The organism is Anaerovibrio sp. RM50 (genome assembly GCF_000622005.1).
In the GTDB taxonomy this organism is placed as follows: domain Bacteria; phylum Bacillota; class Negativicutes; order Selenomonadales; family Selenomonadaceae; genus Anaerovibrio.
Genome location: NZ_JHWV01000015.1, coordinates 28,637 through 45,189 on the forward strand (window position 1 = coordinate 28,637; position 16,553 = coordinate 45,189).

13 protein-coding genes are annotated in these 16,553 nt (G+C 38.3%); 2 read left to right on the plus strand and 11 right to left on the minus strand.

From position 1 onward, the window contains the following. Window positions 1-13: 13 nt before the first annotated feature. The 11 genes from T525_RS0108740 to T525_RS0108790 all read right to left on the minus strand — a co-directional run bounded on the left by T525_RS0108740 (window position 14) and on the right by T525_RS0108790 (window position 14,973). Window positions 14-2,725 carry a DEAD/DEAH box helicase gene (locus T525_RS0108740; RefSeq protein WP_027406887.1) on the minus strand — a complete coding sequence of 904 codons (2,712 nt, stop codon included), beginning with the start codon at window positions 2,723-2,725 and terminating at the stop codon, window positions 14-16. Continuing rightward, window positions 2,725-4,428 (minus strand): site-specific DNA-methyltransferase, encoded by a 1,704-nt coding sequence (locus T525_RS0108745; RefSeq protein WP_027406888.1) that lies wholly within the window; start codon window positions 4,426-4,428, stop codon window positions 2,725-2,727. Before T525_RS0108745 ends, T525_RS0108740 begins: the two co-directional genes overlap by 1 nt. 11 nt (window positions 4,429-4,439) lie before the next feature. Continuing rightward, on the minus strand, window positions 4,440-7,034 hold the full coding sequence (gene drmD, locus T525_RS0108750) for a DISARM system SNF2-like helicase DrmD (RefSeq protein WP_027406889.1): 2,595 nt from the start codon (window positions 7,032-7,034) through the stop codon (window positions 4,440-4,442). An 11-nt stretch (window positions 7,035-7,045) separates the two neighbouring features. Next, complete coding sequence (locus T525_RS0108755; protein WP_027406890.1) at window positions 7,046-8,311, minus strand: DNA cytosine methyltransferase; 1,266 nt, start codon at window positions 8,309-8,311, stop codon at window positions 7,046-7,048. A gap of 2 nt (window positions 8,312-8,313) precedes the next feature. Continuing rightward, window positions 8,314-8,604 carry a hypothetical protein gene (locus tag T525_RS14845; RefSeq protein WP_051533517.1) on the minus strand — a complete coding sequence of 97 codons (291 nt, stop codon included), beginning with the start codon at window positions 8,602-8,604 and terminating at the stop codon, window positions 8,314-8,316. A 334-nt stretch (window positions 8,605-8,938) separates the two neighbouring features. Continuing rightward, entirely contained in the window at window positions 8,939-9,934 is a 996-nt protein-coding gene (locus T525_RS0108765) for a YhcG family protein (RefSeq protein WP_027406891.1), read from the minus strand. 377 nt (window positions 9,935-10,311) lie between these two features. Next, the gene (locus tag T525_RS0108770) at window positions 10,312-10,830 is read right to left on the minus strand and encodes a metallophosphoesterase (RefSeq protein ID WP_027406892.1); all 519 of its coding nucleotides are present in this window, start codon (window positions 10,828-10,830) and stop codon (window positions 10,312-10,314) included. A 1-nt stretch (window position 10,831) separates the two neighbouring features. Then, window positions 10,832-12,214: a type IV secretory system conjugative DNA transfer family protein gene (locus tag T525_RS0108775; RefSeq protein ID WP_027406893.1), complete on the minus strand. Its 1,383-nt coding sequence runs from the start codon at window positions 12,212-12,214 to the stop codon at window positions 10,832-10,834. Between the two features lie 3 nt (window positions 12,215-12,217). Continuing rightward, window positions 12,218-12,805: a ClpP family protease gene (locus T525_RS0108780; protein WP_027406894.1), complete on the minus strand. Its 588-nt coding sequence runs from the start codon at window positions 12,803-12,805 to the stop codon at window positions 12,218-12,220. Between the two features lie 21 nt (window positions 12,806-12,826). Beyond that, window positions 12,827-13,930: a helix-turn-helix domain-containing protein gene (locus T525_RS14850; RefSeq protein WP_037325546.1), complete on the minus strand. Its 1,104-nt coding sequence runs from the start codon at window positions 13,928-13,930 to the stop codon at window positions 12,827-12,829. 143 nt (window positions 13,931-14,073) lie between these two features. Next, window positions 14,074-14,973 carry a Fic family protein gene (locus T525_RS0108790; protein ID WP_027406895.1) on the minus strand — a complete coding sequence of 300 codons (900 nt, stop codon included), beginning with the start codon at window positions 14,971-14,973 and terminating at the stop codon, window positions 14,074-14,076. 336 nt (window positions 14,974-15,309) lie between these two features. Here T525_RS0108790 and T525_RS0108800 point away from each other — a divergent pair, with 336 nt between their 5' ends. Further along, the gene (locus T525_RS0108800; protein WP_027406896.1) at window positions 15,310-15,969 is read left to right on the plus strand and encodes a hypothetical protein; all 660 of its coding nucleotides are present in this window, start codon (window positions 15,310-15,312) and stop codon (window positions 15,967-15,969) included. A 35-nt stretch (window positions 15,970-16,004) separates the two neighbouring features. After that, a complete protein-coding gene (locus T525_RS14855; RefSeq protein ID WP_051533518.1) occupies window positions 16,005-16,484 on the plus strand; it encodes a GNAT family N-acetyltransferase in 480 nt (159 codons plus the stop codon). Window positions 16,485-16,553: the final 69 nt, after the last annotated feature.

A 16,553-nucleotide genomic window follows, 5' to 3' on the forward strand; every position in this document is an offset into this window, starting at 1 on the left:
CCCTCCTAAATAATTATTCGTCTATATTTTTTACCTCCGCGGCTAGACCAACAACATATCTTAAAGTATTTCCCACTTTTATATCATCTCCAGGTACAAGACGATATTTCCACTCTTTTTTATCTGCGTCAACTTCCGAAGCACATTCACACCATTTAACACCTGCACGAGCTTTTTCTTGAACCTCGTCGTTATTAACTTGATTCGCTGCCTTTACTTCAATCATATATTTGCAGTCTTTAGTCTCAACCAAGAAATCCGGATTATACTGCCTACCAGCTTTATAAAACAATCCAAGCTGATTAATTGGTGGCTTAATAAATCGAACAACATCATCGTCCTCTTCTAAGATAACAGATAATCTACGTTCATCATCACTATCAAACGCATTCTCTGCATAATATGACTTTTTGTATCCAGTGAATAAATAATTTTTTATATTCTTCTTGTCAGCAATTTCTTTCTTATAATCTAACTTGCTCGCACCATTCTTAAGCTTAGTTTTTGCAAATGAGCCAAATACAATCAAGTCTTTCTGAACATTGTATACAAACGCAACATGTTCTTCTTTCGATGCATATATCTGTTTTCTTAAATCTTCTACAATGACTGTTGCATATCGTCTAACAATTTTTTTCTTTGCTTCTTCATCGCCCTCTATAAATGATAAATATTGTTTTACTACATCAAGAATAAAATCCGCATCATCATAGCCCAACTCCGGTACTTCCTCCAATATAGAACAAGCCAAAGTATTAACTGGATCTGCAACTATTAAAGAATCTGCATCAATTGTCTGAAGTAGCCTGTTATTAACCGCATCATAGCGTTCAATTTTAGAAGCAGCGACATCAAAATCCTGAATACTTCTTTTAACTTTGAATGGTTTAAAATCGACTATTGAGCTATAGCTTATACTTATCTTTGGTACAGAAATAGCTACTTTTTTCAACTCATTCAGCTTTTTTAAAAATAACTCCTTTAAATACATCTCAGGTGCACTTGTATTTTTCTTTTCACGCGGCTCAATAATTACACGATTATCAGCTTGCTCTGCTGATGAATCCTGAGATAAACTATTTGCACGTTCATCCTGATTATTATTATCAACTGTTGAATCAGGTGACATATCATCGAATAATGTTATCTGTCCGCTATCTTCTTTATCTTTCTTTTTGGGCAAAACCTTTTTTATATATGCTTTCTGATACTCATCATACAGCTTATTAACATCGTCATCTGTGTTGATGTTTTGAAAGGATTTCACATTTGAATTTTTCAATGCCTCATCAAATAACGATAATTGCCCCTCTTGAACAACAGGTTCTACTTTTACAGCCTCTGTTTCTGGAATATCATCATCATCAAGATTTCTTTGCCTAAAGATTGGATTATCCTTAATATCATCAATTATTTCTCTGTAATGATCATGGGCGACAATATCAAGAGTATCTATCTCTTCTACACCCGTTATTTCACCAAATGGCAAACGCAACCCACGCCCAATAGTTTGCAATGCCAAAATATCACTCTTCGCTGCATTCAAAGGAATAATTGTAAATAAGTTATTTACATCCCATCCCTCTTTAAGCTTATAAACATGCAGGACTATTTCTATCGGATTGGTGTTTTGTTCAATAGTAAGAAGCTTCTGTACATTTTCTTCAGTCTCCTCGCCTCTTGTGCTTGAATCAATTTCTATAACTTTTCCAACATATCGACCACCAAAAAACTCATCGGAATCAATCTTGTCTTTTATCGTTTTAGCATGTGCAGTATCTTTACATGCAACTAAGACAATAGGCTTTACTTGTTCCAGCCCATTGTCTACGCAATATTTATATACAATTGTTTTACGTCTTTCATGAAGCTTAATACCATCTTTAAGCTTCATTTCTTCAATATCCTCCTCAGAATACCCCGCAGTATTCGTCCGCCCCATAACAACTGGAATCTTAAGGAACTTACCTGCTCCCTGCTCCAAACCATATCTAAAGATAATGTTTTTATTAGCCAGTTTAGGAGTTGCTGTAAACTCCAAGCCTAATACTGGATTTAAATAATTAATTGCTGTCTTTGACGCAGGCGCATAATATCTATGAGCCTCATCCATACAGAAAACCAAATCATCAAAAGACCGCAATACATCAGCAAATGATCCACCAAGATTCTCGTTAAATTTGTGAAATTTAAATTCTAAATCTCCACGAGTAAAAATCTTGGAAATGTTAAAAATAAAAATCTGAATTTCAGACGTCTTTTCTATTTGCAACTCACTCTGGATGTATCTAACTGGATAGGAAAGATAGTTCTCACCATCATATACTTTAGGTCTGCCCATCTCGGCCTCCAGCCCCTTAAACATATACTTCGGATGTCCAGGTACTGTTTCACGGCGCATTTTGTCATAAATAGTATTACCAGGTACAAGAATAAAAAAATGCTTATATCCCTTTGTCTTATAAAGGTAATAAATACATGCTCCCATCAATCTAGTTTTTCCAATACCGGTTGTCATGTCAAAACAAAATGACGGAAAGTCAAATTCTTTGTCAACTGATATCTTATGCGGTTCTTGACAATTTTCTGCGGCAATATTTTCTGCATCGACTTTTGATGTTGTCTTATATTCAAGCTTTGAGCTTATATCATCAAAACATTTTAATGCCTTATATTGAGGTTCTCGCAGGCTCATAGCCCACTTTATCTTTTCTACGGAGCTCATTATTCCTGCACCTCACTTTCGTATTCAAAACTACACTTATCCAGCAAGTCTTTAGGAATTTTTTTCACCTCAACGTTCTCCGGCAAAATCATATTGGCTTGATGCTTTTTACAATATACCAATAAGCTTTGATTTTCACCTAAGTTTTTCATAACCGACATTACATACTTTGTATTTACAAATCCTTCTGTGATATGAATAAATCTATTCTCAGAAGAATAGCCTTGAATTTCCCCACATATGGAATATTTAAAGCCCTCTATCTTGCAAATTGCTTCACATACCATGTCCCATGTATAGTTCGAATTTATCATATATACTGGCAATTTTTTATTTCTTACTAGTAATGGCTCTGCCAGCTCATAAAACTTATAGCCCCCGCCACCATTCCAATTAACTTCTTTTGAAATTCCTCCCTGTTCACCATCAATAACATTGTCCAAGCGTTGCTTACAATGTGAATACACTTGTTCCCCCATTTCAATTCCTATCCACTTTCTTCCAATTTTATGAGCAGTGGCAGCAGTTGTTCCCGAACCCAAAAAACTGTCCAACACATACTCACCCTCGGAAGTTGTCATCTCAATTATTTGCTTTAATAGTTTTTCTGGTTTTTTTCCTTTTGGAAATGTTACATCACCTTCTTTTGTAAGATTTTTCATCCATGCATTCATATCCCAATAGGTTCCCTGTAAATCCTTTTTATATAGTTTACCCTCTATTATTTCAGAAGTATCTTTTAACCAAACAAATAAATTACAAACATCACCCTTATAAAACTGCTCATATACAGTCCCTCTATTTTTCCCAGTTCTTGGAATGTACTCTATTGACAAATATTCATCAGAAATATCATTTTCTTTTCTAAAATCAATAATTCGCGTCCTAATCGAAGTTTGTGCATTTGTTGTTCTAAAAACATTTATTCCATATCTTTTGTATGCTTCCTGAGATGTAATATTATCCCTGTTTGCAATTTGATTTACGGACATAGTTTCTAGGCCTACTCTTCTATATATCTTTATTTCATTTCCATCTCCATCAACAGTAGAGCCAATATATTCTTTCTCTCCTGGATTAACCAAAACACTTGTATACTTCCAGCTTCTGCCTTCGTCAATATATTGCTGTATTAATTCTGATATCTCCGTGTACTTATACGGTCCATTAAATAATGGTAGTAAAGCATAATTCTTAGCATAAACAAGAATATATTCACAATTTTTTTTTAATCTTTTATCTTCTCCTCCGCCTGAAGCGCCTGCAACATTCTTCATATTGACTGAAATCATATTAACGAAATTTGTTCTTCCAAAGACTTCATCGCACAATACTTTTAAATAAGCCTGTTCTTCATCGTCAATCTGTATCCATATTGATCCATCATCTGATAATAAATTTCTGAGCAATTCTAAGCGTTTTTTCATGATGCTAAGCCATATAGAATGCTCTAAATTGTCGTCATAGAGCTCAACTGCCGCTTTAGTATTGTATGGTGGATCTATATATATACACTTTATCATTCCAGTATAATCTAATTCTAATGCCTTCAATGCGAGCAGGTTATCGCCGTGTATAAGCATATTTTCCGTATTTTGTTCCCCGTAGGACTTCTCAACATTTTCAATAAGAATGCGTGGTTCAAGTTTTTCCTCTTTATACTTTCCTACCCAAGTAAGTTCAAGTTTCCCCCGTTTTTCCATATATACATCTCCTAAAATCTAATCACTATTTTTGCAAACAATTTAGGTATAATATAAAGCTCTTTTTCAAACTCTTCTTTAATACGATTAGCTTCTGCTTCTAATTCTCCGAACGTCTCATGAAAGCTTTGTTCTTTTAACGCCTGTTCTTGTTTTGCTTGCTCAATCTGTTTCTTATATTCAATTTTTGTGTTAAAATTTTTTTCATTTTCATATTTCTCTGTAAGCTCATTAATTATGGAATCATCATTAATACTTAAAACACACTCTTCTTTTCTTAAACTCAGCCAATTATCAACACGGAAATCATTGGCTTTTATCAATCGTTCATTCGAATTAATATATTCTTGATCCAAATATCTTTCCACTCGATTTATTAATGCAATTATCTTAGATTTTTCTGGGATAGCACTATCCAGCTCACTATCATCAAGTTTTCTCATTAATATCCTTATGAGTTCATCTTTTGCTGCATATATTTTTCCATCACTATCCACAATATAAAAAACTGCTTGTATCAAATTACTCTTCTTATAATATCCACCCATTATAAGATATCCATGCTCTATTCCCGGTATTGAAATCTCATGCTTTATCTTATAATATTTCGGATAAGTAACCTTTTCTTGATTAATACTAATAGATTTCCAGTATTTATATTGCTCTTGGTATTCTTGGATTTCTGAAAGAATTCGTTCAAAATCTTCTTTATGTTGTTTTGGAGCTTCTTTAATAATGAGGGCCTTCAATTGCTCCATTTTTTTATTGCGTTTTCTATCTAATTCCTTTTCTAAAGAATTAAATTCTCTAGAAAAATCGTTAGAAGTTTTACATTGCTGATATATATGTGAAACTCTTTTTTCAAAGTCACCGCCGCTCTCAAGCAAGCTAATCGCTCTGTCTGAAGCACCGAATACACCTTTAAACAACTCGAACTTCTGAGAGAGAATTTCATATACCCTTCTATCAGCAATATTCTGGGTATTTAGAAGATTAAATACTATTACATCATTCTTCTGTCCATATCTATGGCATCTACCTATTCGCTGTTCAATCTTTTGTGGATTCCATGGAAGATCATAATTAATAATTGTATTACAAAACTGGAGATTTAACCCTTCAGACCCAGAATCAGTAACAAGCAAAATTTTATAATCTTCTTTAAATGCTTGGACTATTGCATTCTTCAATTCAACATTTCTACTGAAAATATGGTTTCCATAGTTTTTTACTTTCCAAGCTCGGTATAGTTTCTTTGCCGTTTCATCACTCGTTGAACCATTGAATTTCAGGATATCACCTTTATAACCCTCTTTTTCAAGCTCTTCGTATATATACTGTTGCGTCCTAATTGATTCAGTAAAGACAACAACCTTCTGTGCGATTTCTTCCTTTTTCTGAAATTTAAACGCTTCTCTTACTGCAGTCTGCAGCGCAGTCATTTTTGCGTTTTTTGTAATTGATTCCGCAGTATTTATTATCGCATCTATTTCATCAATCTCATGCTGTATAAATTCATTTACTCTTTCTCTTGTGTATAGCTCCTCTTGATTATTCTGATTAGCTTCCTCTTCCACTTCATCATCATCAAAAAAACTAAAAAAATAATTCAAACTTTCTTCAACATTTTCCGCACGTGTCGTTTCCTTGAGAACAATCAGTCTTTTACGTAAGACCCTGAATGTTTCAGCAACAGCCATACTTGATGAAGCAAGTAATTTTCGTATTACCGATGTGATTAATATTCTATGCGAATTAGGTAATGCAAAAAGAATCTCCTTTTTAAGATAATTATTTATCCTCATATATAACTGAACCTCTGGAAGGGTCAGCTTAAAATCTACTGTTATTTCCTTTCTTACTGGGAACTTAATGTAATCCGATACTTCCTTTCTCAGTGTGCGCTGAATAACGGGTATGACCCGTTTTCTTAAATCTTCATAGTCCTCATTTTTTATATAACGCTCAGAAAAAACTCTTTTATTATAAAAGATTCTGGCATCAATAAACTGGATTAGGCCAAATAAGTCCCAAAGACTGTTTTGCATAGGTGTAGCTGTGAGCAGCAACTTTGGAACATTACTTGTTAAATCAAAAAGAATATTTGCCATTTTGGAACCATTCTTATGAATATTTCTCAGTCTATGTGCTTCATCAAAAAGGCAAAAGTTCCAAGCCACTTTAGACAATTCCATTTTTCGCTTAGCGGCAAAATTGTAGGATGTGATTACCACCGTTTTTTCAGTCTCTATATAGTTCCTATATTCTTCCCAATTACTGCTATCAACAATTAATGACTCTATTCCAAATTTTTCATCTAGTTCAACTTGCCACTGTTTTCTAAGATTTGATGGTGTAATTAACAGTACTTTATTTGTTCCACTATTTAGAAGAAACTTCAATACAAGCCCTGCTTCAATAGTCTTCCCCAAGCCCACTTCATCAGCAAGAATTGCGCCACCAAGTTTAAGCGCAGCAAGAGAAAACAGGAATGCCTCTACTTGATGAGGATTCACATCAATGTCTGCAGATGAAAGACAACTATATGGATTTTTAGTTAATTCCTGCTGTTTAATTCCAGCATATGTTGCTTCAACAATACCCACTTAGAAATCTCCTATAAGAGCTGTTTCCTAATTGCCGTAGCAATAACTTTTGCCATTATCGGGGGAACTGCATTTCCAATCTGCTTAAATTTTTCTCCCCTGGTTCCTTCAAAGAAATAATTATCTGGAAATGTTTGCAATCTAGCGGCCTCTCGCACCGTAATAGATCTGCATTGTCTTCTATCCGGATGAATGAAATAATGCCCGTCTTTTGCCAAATGCGCTAAAACAGTATGGCACGCCATATCGTTTCCTTCCACCACCTTGAATCTATCTCTAAAAGAGGTTTGATTCTTGTGTGTCTTCAATTCCTCTGGTAGTTTTTCATAGCTTATCTTTTCGCCTCTTGCATAAGCATCGATAACCATTCCATATATTACTACATCTCTATCATTGTTAGGACGAGCAATATGATGCGTTACAACATCATCTGGTGTACGAATGTTATTGTGTCGTAAATATTCACTACACTGATCATAATCTAGACAATATTCATCATTCTCGTGTCCTCTTTCAACAATAGCTAAATCATCCAAAAGATCGCGAACGTGTGCATTGCTCCTCATTGGAATAAAGTCTGGATAAAAATGCTCTGTACCTTTTCTCCAGCCAATAATAATGATTCTTTTCCTTTTTTGCAGCACACCAAAATCAACAGCATTTTGCATTTTTACATCAATCTCATATCCAACTCTTTTTAATTGGGCTTTTAAATTTTTGAATGCACCACCATCTCTGGCAGTTAGAAGACCAATAACATTTTCAAACACAAACATTTTGGGCTGGTATCTATTTAGGAAGCGCGTATACATCTTATATAGTTCATTACGGGGATCTTCGTCCATAGGAATATTCATGTGACTGCTCTGAGCACGTCCTACCAAAGAGTACGCTTGGCAAGGCGGTCCACCAATTATCACGTCTACTTCTTTAATTTTATCTTCCCTGATAACTGAATCTATTACATTAAATATATCCGGCAATGTTTTAGGTGACATTTCTGCATTAATAACTGTCTTAGTTACAGCATCTGGAATGTGGGTAAATAATTCCTCTCGTGTAATCTCATTACGCTCATACTGATAATACCAATGTAACTGTTTTATTTTCTTCAAATAATAATATGCAGATCTAGTTTCCAACGTCCTAGACGCAGCCTTATTCATCTCAACATGAGCAATCGGATTAAACCCTGCCTGAAGAAATCCTTCTGACAACCCCCCCGCTCCCGCAAATAAATCTATAAAATTTAATGATGTATTATCTTTCTTAAACATTATTATTTATCATCTTTCTTTTTTATTAATTTAGTATCTGTCCTACGCATGGTCTGAATAAACATGACTGCTTTTTCAGAAAGGACATATTTTCCCCTTGACTCAAGTGAAACATAGTCCTCATCTTGGAGTTGTCCAATAAGAACGTTAACTTTTGCTTTTGACATTCCTAATGCAATCCCAATTTCGCTTTGTGTTAATGGAACTACTTTTTTATCCAGTACTACAGTCTGATTATCATAAAGTAATTTCAATATTTTATAGCTATCGTTTAAAAATAAATCAATTCCCATATTATCCCTTTCACCCAACACAATATGACAATATAATTATATCACAATTAGCCTTTTAAAAGTATTTAAGTTCTAAAAAATTAGAATTTATTTAGGTAAATGTCAATAGCAAGCACTTATATGCAGCCCTGATAAATATTTAATCGGTAAACTTTAACAGGCTTGGATAGTGTCAAGATTACGCCCATGCCATGCGCAATTTAAAGATTTTCGACACGCCTCTAGATATGGGCAACTTGTCCGGGGGCGGCTGAAACAGCAGGAGCTAAAGGAGCAGAAACGGAAACGGGCATAATAAAAGGCGCACCGCAGCACGCCTTGTAATATTATAATATTATTCTTCATCAAAAGGAGCTGTGATTGCCGGCAGGCTGGCCAATTCCTGAAGTTTTCGTGACAAAACATCTTTATCCGGCAGCTGAAGCTGATATTGTGACACCATCATCGGGGAAAGTGTACGGCTCATGGCATACTCAACAACTTCATCATTTTTTGAAGCACACAGGAGCAGGCCCACACTTGGATTTTCCTCTGGCTTTTTGACCTGTCTGTCCAGACCTTCCAGATAAAAATCCATCTTGGACACATATTCCGGCTTAAATTTGCCGACCTTCAGCTCCATAGCCACAAGACAGCACAGACTGCGATGATAGAACAGCAAATCAATGCGATAATCTTCGCCGCCTACTTGTATAGGGTATTCCTCCCCTACAAAAGTAAAATCCTTGCCCAGTTCCAGGATAAAATCCTTCATTCCCTTAACTAATGCTTTGCGAAAATCATTTTCATGAAATGAATCCGGCAAATCAAGAAATTCCACCACATAGTGATCAAGAAACGGATTTTCCTTTGACTGTATCTGCTCTGGCAATAATGCACTTTTGGACAACATATACCGCTCATAATATCCGCTGTCCATCTGACGCTCCAGCTGGCGGAAACTATAACGCTCCTTTATAGCCAAGCGCATATAAAATTCCCGTTCCTCATCACTTTTACATCCCGACATTATACATAAGTGATTTGACCAGCTTAATTGTGTCAACAGTGTTGACACTTTTTCATTTCCGGCATAAAGCTCATAAAACTGCTTCATTCTATAAAGGCCACGGCGATTAAATCCCTTGATCCCAGGGTATTGGGTATGGATATATTCTGCCATGGAATCGACATATCCCACCCCATAGGCAGCTTCTTTAGATTTTTCAGAAAGAAACTGACCTATCTTGCTATACATCAAAATCAGTTCCTCGTTCACCTTGCGATAAGCATTATTACGGGCTTCATCTATTATTCGCACCACTTCATTGAAAGATTTATCAAGCTCCATTAGTTTTTTCCTTCTCTTTTTGAATTGTGTCAACACTGTTGACACTTTTTAAAATCACTATAACACAGGCCTTATCACTCGTCAAAAACGGTCTTAAAATAAAACATATTTTCTGTTACTATTATATCAAACACACATTCTAAATGCGACCCTGCAGAAAAGAGTTTTCATCATAGTTCGCTACCGCCCCCTGGCCAAAGATTACGCCCATGCCATGCGCAATTTAAAGATTTTCGACACGCCTCTGGATATGGGCAACGCGTCCGGGGGCGGATGAAACAGCAGGAGCTAAAGGAGCAGAAGCGGAAACGGGCATGATTTCACACATACTAAAAGGACATACTCACATCAACGAGTACGTCCTTGTTTTTTCTTGCTTATAAATTAATTCCAAAAAACTCAATTATCTGCTCCACGGAAACGGGATAATACCCGTTTGCCTCCACTCCCACGTCATATCTGAGTATGCCGTTTTCGCGGTTCTCCAGATTGTAGGCTTCATCATTGTGCATGTGGCCGTGGAGCATTATGCTGCCATGGTGGCTCTTGGGCCAGGACAGCATTGGGTAATGCATCAATGAAATGGACTGGCCCTGATATGCAATGGTCATGAAATCCCGTATTTCCTCAAAGAGGGCAGGATCGTATTTCTTGTCATGATTTCCCATTAAAAGATACTTCTTGCCATTGAGCCTGGAAATAAGCTCATTGGCCTCCTCCACCCTTATGCGGTGGGCAATGTCTCCCAGAATATATACTGTATCATTTTTGTGTACCACTGCATTGTAGTTCGTTATAATGGCACGGTTCATTTCCTCTACATCTTCAAAGGGCCTGTTCTGCATTGTTATTACAGCCCTGTGTCCCAGATGCATATCGCTGGTGAAATATATCATATTAACACTTCCTTTGCTGTCTATGCTCCTTAATAGCCTTCAAATCCCTATAAATATCGTATCGCTTTGTTACCACCGGCTTCTGGCCCCGGCGGAAGAAGTATTCCTGCCCCAGAGGCATATTCAGTACGTCATTCATGGGGCAGTTCATGCGCTTGCTCACATAGGTGGCAGTGTCCACGTCCATTCCCCCAAGGTAAATATATGTATCACAGTTGTTGATTATGGTGGTGGCATCAGTTTTGCCGTACATGGAGGAAAGCTGGCTCTCTGACTGCACAAGCATGGTGGCAGATATGTTCTTTTCTCTGATTATGGAAATCAGCTCATGGAAATCCTGCACCTTACAGCCCGTGGCAAAATCATCACAGAGAACGTGGACAGGGTATGGCAGCATCCCATCTGCTCTCTCCTCTCCCAGCTCAAAGAGGCGCTTGAAAAGCTGCTGATAGATTATGGAACAGAAACGGTGCTGGGCCACATTCACTGGTGATACATAAATAAATACCACCGTCTTTGGCTTCAGAAGCTCCCTGGCATCGAGCTGAGGCAGATTGTCGCCCAATATGTTTCTTATATCACTATTAAAGGTGTTTAAAAGAGGCGCCTTCGTGGACCCCACAACACCCCCGCCTGTCGAATCCGGATAATTTACAAACATACTCCACTCCATATAAGCAGCTCTGTCAATGTCACACCAGTTCCGCATTTCACCATGAAGAGGATATTTTCTCTTAATTCGCTCTCTCCTCTCCTGCTCACTCTCTAACACTGAGTATCTTTGAATACCACGTGCTTTGTAATTATAAGCTTTCCTGATTTCATCCTCCGTAGGCGGATCACTCTTCACATCATCATTATCCGTAAAGTTAAGATAATCCAACAAGGACAATGCTTCAACCATGGTATTGCCCTTTTCATAATGCCCTTCATACACATAACGTAAAACCAAATTCAATATACTTTCGGCATTCTGCTGCCAAAAGGGCTCCCTTGGCGGTTCAGATTTTGAAGTTTCCGCATAAGCAATGGTATGGGCCAGATTCCGCACATCAGCAAGGGAATTGCACTGAAGCAGGGGATCATAGCCATAAGGGCTTTTAGTGGGGTCATTAAGATCCAGCAGCAGCACATTGTACCCCTTTTTCTCCAGCATTTTCCTGGTCTTGTCGTAAATTCCCCGCTTAGTATGAACCACCACCGCATTGGCGTTTTCAAGGCTGCAGATCATAGGCAGCATAACGCTCATGGTCTTGCCGGAGCCGGAGCCACCCACCACCATAATATTATTGTTAAGTCCCGTCTCCTTGCAGTCTGTGGAAACATGGCAACGCTTGTCCTCTCCCAAAGGGAATATTTCAGCTTTATTAATTTTCTTGTTCATAATTTACGCCTCCATCATCTCATCAAAGCCCATCACCTTGTCCGCAAGGCCAAAATCCACCGCTTCCTCCCCCTTGAAATATGCGTTATTCAGGGTGATTTTCCGCAGCTTCTGCTTGGTCTGGCCCGTGTGCCTGGAAAGTATTTCCACCATTTCCTCCTTGGTTTTCTTCAGATCATTAGCAATTGTCTGAACGGAGGAGGTCTTTCCCCCCGCCCCGTATGGAATCAGAGGCTCATGAATCATGACCTTGCTGTGGGGCAGAAGATAACGACCATGTCCGCCACAGCAGAACAGCACCGCCGCCATGCTGTAGGCCCGGCCCAGACAATAGGTTTTAATGGGCATTGGGGCACTCTGGATAATGTCATATATCACCAGCCCCGCATCAATGCTGCCACCCCCGGAGTTAATGAAAAGCTTCACCGGCTCTGTGGCATCCTCCTGGGCCAGCTGGCTAATTTCCTTGGAAATCTTCACCGCCATGGCGTCATTGATTTCCCCCTCTATGTATATCATTCTCTTATGGTGGAGCATGCCATCAATTGTCAGTTCCTGATAGCCGCTGCTGCTGTAAATTACTGTGTTCATGCGTATCATCTCCCCGTAATATTAATCACGTAACAAATATTTTACCCTTTTATTATCTTTCAACGGCATATTCTTAGGCGGTATTTTAGCCAGCCCATTTAAGAAAAATAAAGTGCTGAAATTAACCCTTGGCAGGGAAGTATTCTCCAGCCATTTTTGATTATCTTCTGAAAGCTCCCAATAGTTGTACAGGCCAATTTTTATGTATTTATCTATTTCCTTGTCCAAAGGTTCTCTACCAAAAATTTTTGAACGCCCTTCCCAATCACGAGGAGGTAAACCAATTTCGTCAAATGGGTGGCTGTAGCCGTTTTCTTTATTTAACCAATAATTATCCTCCATGTCATATCCATATATTTCTGCATGGGCTTGTGCCATGTACCAACGTAAATTACTATATAGGTCGTGCTCATATTCATCTGTATGAAGTCCGAAAAAATACAAATTGTATATTATAAAAGCCAGATCATGGTTTCTATAGGGCTCGCCCTTGAACTGCCAGAACACCAAATCTTTAATCACATTAATATCATAGCCAAGATGTTCACACAGTATTTCAATTTCAAAGCTTGAGGTTTCATTCTCCCCCGCCAGCTCGGCACGTCTACTATCGATTTCCTCGCGTATCTGTTCTTTTAGAGTTTTCCGAAAATTAAAATCAGCCTTCTCTATCAGGTGTTCATAATGGCTGTATGGAATTTCTATATCGCCGCGGGGCGTATTTATAACACAATCTACATCCTTATCAATATTAGTTTCTAATATTTCATTTGGACGGATATTGTCTTTTATAAATCCCCGTACATATCCCAAATATGTATCTGCTGCCGAATCATGGCCATTTATCAAATAATCTATACTGGTATCCAAAATTGAAGCCATACGCTTTAAAGTGACAATAGACTGGGGCCACCTTTTCCCCTGCTCATACTGGCTATAGCTGGATAAAGGCATGGGAAGCAGTTTGGCAAAATCTCCCTGGGTCCTGAATTTTTCCTTCCGTTTCTCCTGAAGATGTTCACCGAATTTTACCATGGCACTTTCTTTTTCTTCGATTTCATCTTTTTCTTCCATTTCTTCCATCTCTTCTATTTCTTCTTCGTATCTTTCATCTTTTTTTGCCATTGCAATCACGCTCCTTTTCTTGCTTCTAGTCTAACAAATCGTCTTTGACTGTTCAATCAACGATTTGAATGTAAAAATTACTCATATTGAGTAATTGGAAAAAATAAAAAAGGACTGTCACACTAAAAATTAGTGCACAGTCCCTATATTTTCATCTCACTTATTTTAAAATAATCCAACCAAACCTTAAATCTGTCCTGGGCCGTGCGGCAGGTGTCCAACAAATAGCCCGGTTCCTTTGTCCATTCTTTTAAGCCGCGATAATAATATCCCTTTAAATCATCACTGATAATAAATGGTGTAATGCCATTTCTTAAACATTCCTTGAACATTATCAGTCTGCCTATACGCCCGTTGCCATCCTGAAATGGGTGAATCATTTCAAAATCATGATGAAACGCCACTATATCCTCAAAGGATTTCTCTTTCTCCGAATTATATTTTTTTAGTAATTGTTTTATTTCCAATGACACCTTTTCCGGGGCAGTGGTGGCAAGACCGCCCACTTCGTTGGGCAGCCTCTTATAATCCCCCACAGCAAACCATGATTTTCGGCTGTCAGAGGTACCCGACTTTAAGCACAAATGGAGTTGTTTTATAAAGGACTCACTTAGCTTATATCTGGCAGCATCTATCAGCATATTAATACAACTAAAGTGATTGGCTGTTTCCACTATATCGTCCACGTTAACAGCATCACTGCCTGCGCCGATAGTATTTGTTTCAAAAATATACCTGGTTTGGTCATGGGTGAGACTGCTGCCCTCAATGTGGTTGGAATTATAGGTTAATTCTATCTGGACCTTGTGATAGATACCGCCTTTTATTCCAGCCTCTTTTTCCTGTTGTAGTCTGGTCAGCAGATCGTCAGATATTTTGCCAGCCCGTGGTTTTCTGGGAGGTTTAGGGGCATCAGCAGGAATTTGCCAGATTTTGCCATCCAATACCGCGCCTCTCACCTTACCAGTTGCGCAATAATTTCTGGCACTTCTCTCCGATACCTTCCAATTGGAAGCCGCCTCGCTGACGTTTACGTATTTCATATTCTCTCCCCTCCCCTTATAAACTTCTACAAATCTCATGTAAATTATACCACATATCGGCAAAATAAAGCGCGTTTTATTATGTATAATATTGATTTTATTTTGCCGATAATATAATTACAAAAATTACAACGATCTTTTGTAGTATTATTACACTTTTTACAGCGAACTTTTGTGGCATTGCTACACTTTTTACACCGAACTTTTGTGGCTGTTTTTTATTGTCCATTTTTTTGCCCACATAGATATTGCCAACTTTTTCCCTTTGTAATAATATAAAATAAACTTGCAGATAAAGTGCAACGTGCCATATTTCCTTGGTGGGGAGGGTTGATTATGAGTATTGAGGATACCCATTTATGGAAAGACTATTATGACGGGTGCGAGGAAGAGGGCTGGCAGGACGCGGATCCCTTTGACAAGGACTGTCAGGACATTTTTGATACCTATTATGATGAGGGGGAATTTTTCGGAGACGATATTTACGGTGACGGACCGGAGGAAGATAATTACGACCCGGATTTTTTCGATGAACTGGATACTGATGACCCTGTGGAAAAAATCGCCCCTGCAGCCGGTCAGAGAACGAGAAATATTTATATTCCTATCATTGATAATAATCCCCGTAAACCGCTTCATTGCTGTCCAAAATGCCACAGCAATGCTGCCATACAATTAAAATTCATTTCCCAGCCCCCCAAGCTTGACTCCAGCCCCTTTGTTCACGGCTTTTATTTTGTTATTGCTGTTATCTTCACTTTAGTGGCCCTGCGCAGTGTTGTCGATATTGTGGCGGGTATCGATATTACGGGAAACATGGTGATTATCGGGGTAAGCGGCATTATCGCATGGTTTTCCGTCAGGGCGTACCAGTACAACAAGAAGCTGCATGAGGAAAACTGCAAAGCCTACCAGCAGCAATGTGAATTATGGTCCCATGGCTTCAGATGCACAAAATGCGGCACCCATTACAACAAAACTAATGAAGACAAATAGGGATTAACCCAATATTACAGCGGGATATTACAACCATGAAAATTATTACAGTAAAAGACAGATCAAAAGAGCTGATAGAGGACCTCACCACTGTCTGGGAGAAATCAGTCAGGGCCTCCCATTTATTTCTGAAGGAGGCTGAAATCATCGAAATAAAGGAATTTATTCCCCAGGCATTACAGGCTGTTCCAACTCTGGTTATTGCCATAAATGACAAGGAAATGCCCGTGGGCTTCATGGGAACCTCCACTGGGAAGCTGGAAATGCTGTTCCTGGCCCCGGAGGAATGGGACAATGGCCTTGGAAGAAGGCTGGTACAGTATTGCGTAAATGAGCTCTCCGTCAATGAAGTGACGGTAAACGAGGAAAATCCCAAGGCCCGTGGCTTCTATGAAAAAATGGGCTTTACTGCCTACAAGCACTCTGATCTTGATGAACAGGGGAAACCACACCCTATTCTCTATATGAAGCTGAATAATTCTATAAATAAACGACAAAAGCCGGAAACAGGCTGATATCCAATGGATACCAATCTGCCTCCGGCTAATTTTATTAGCTTATTTTTTTATCCGTATACTACATTA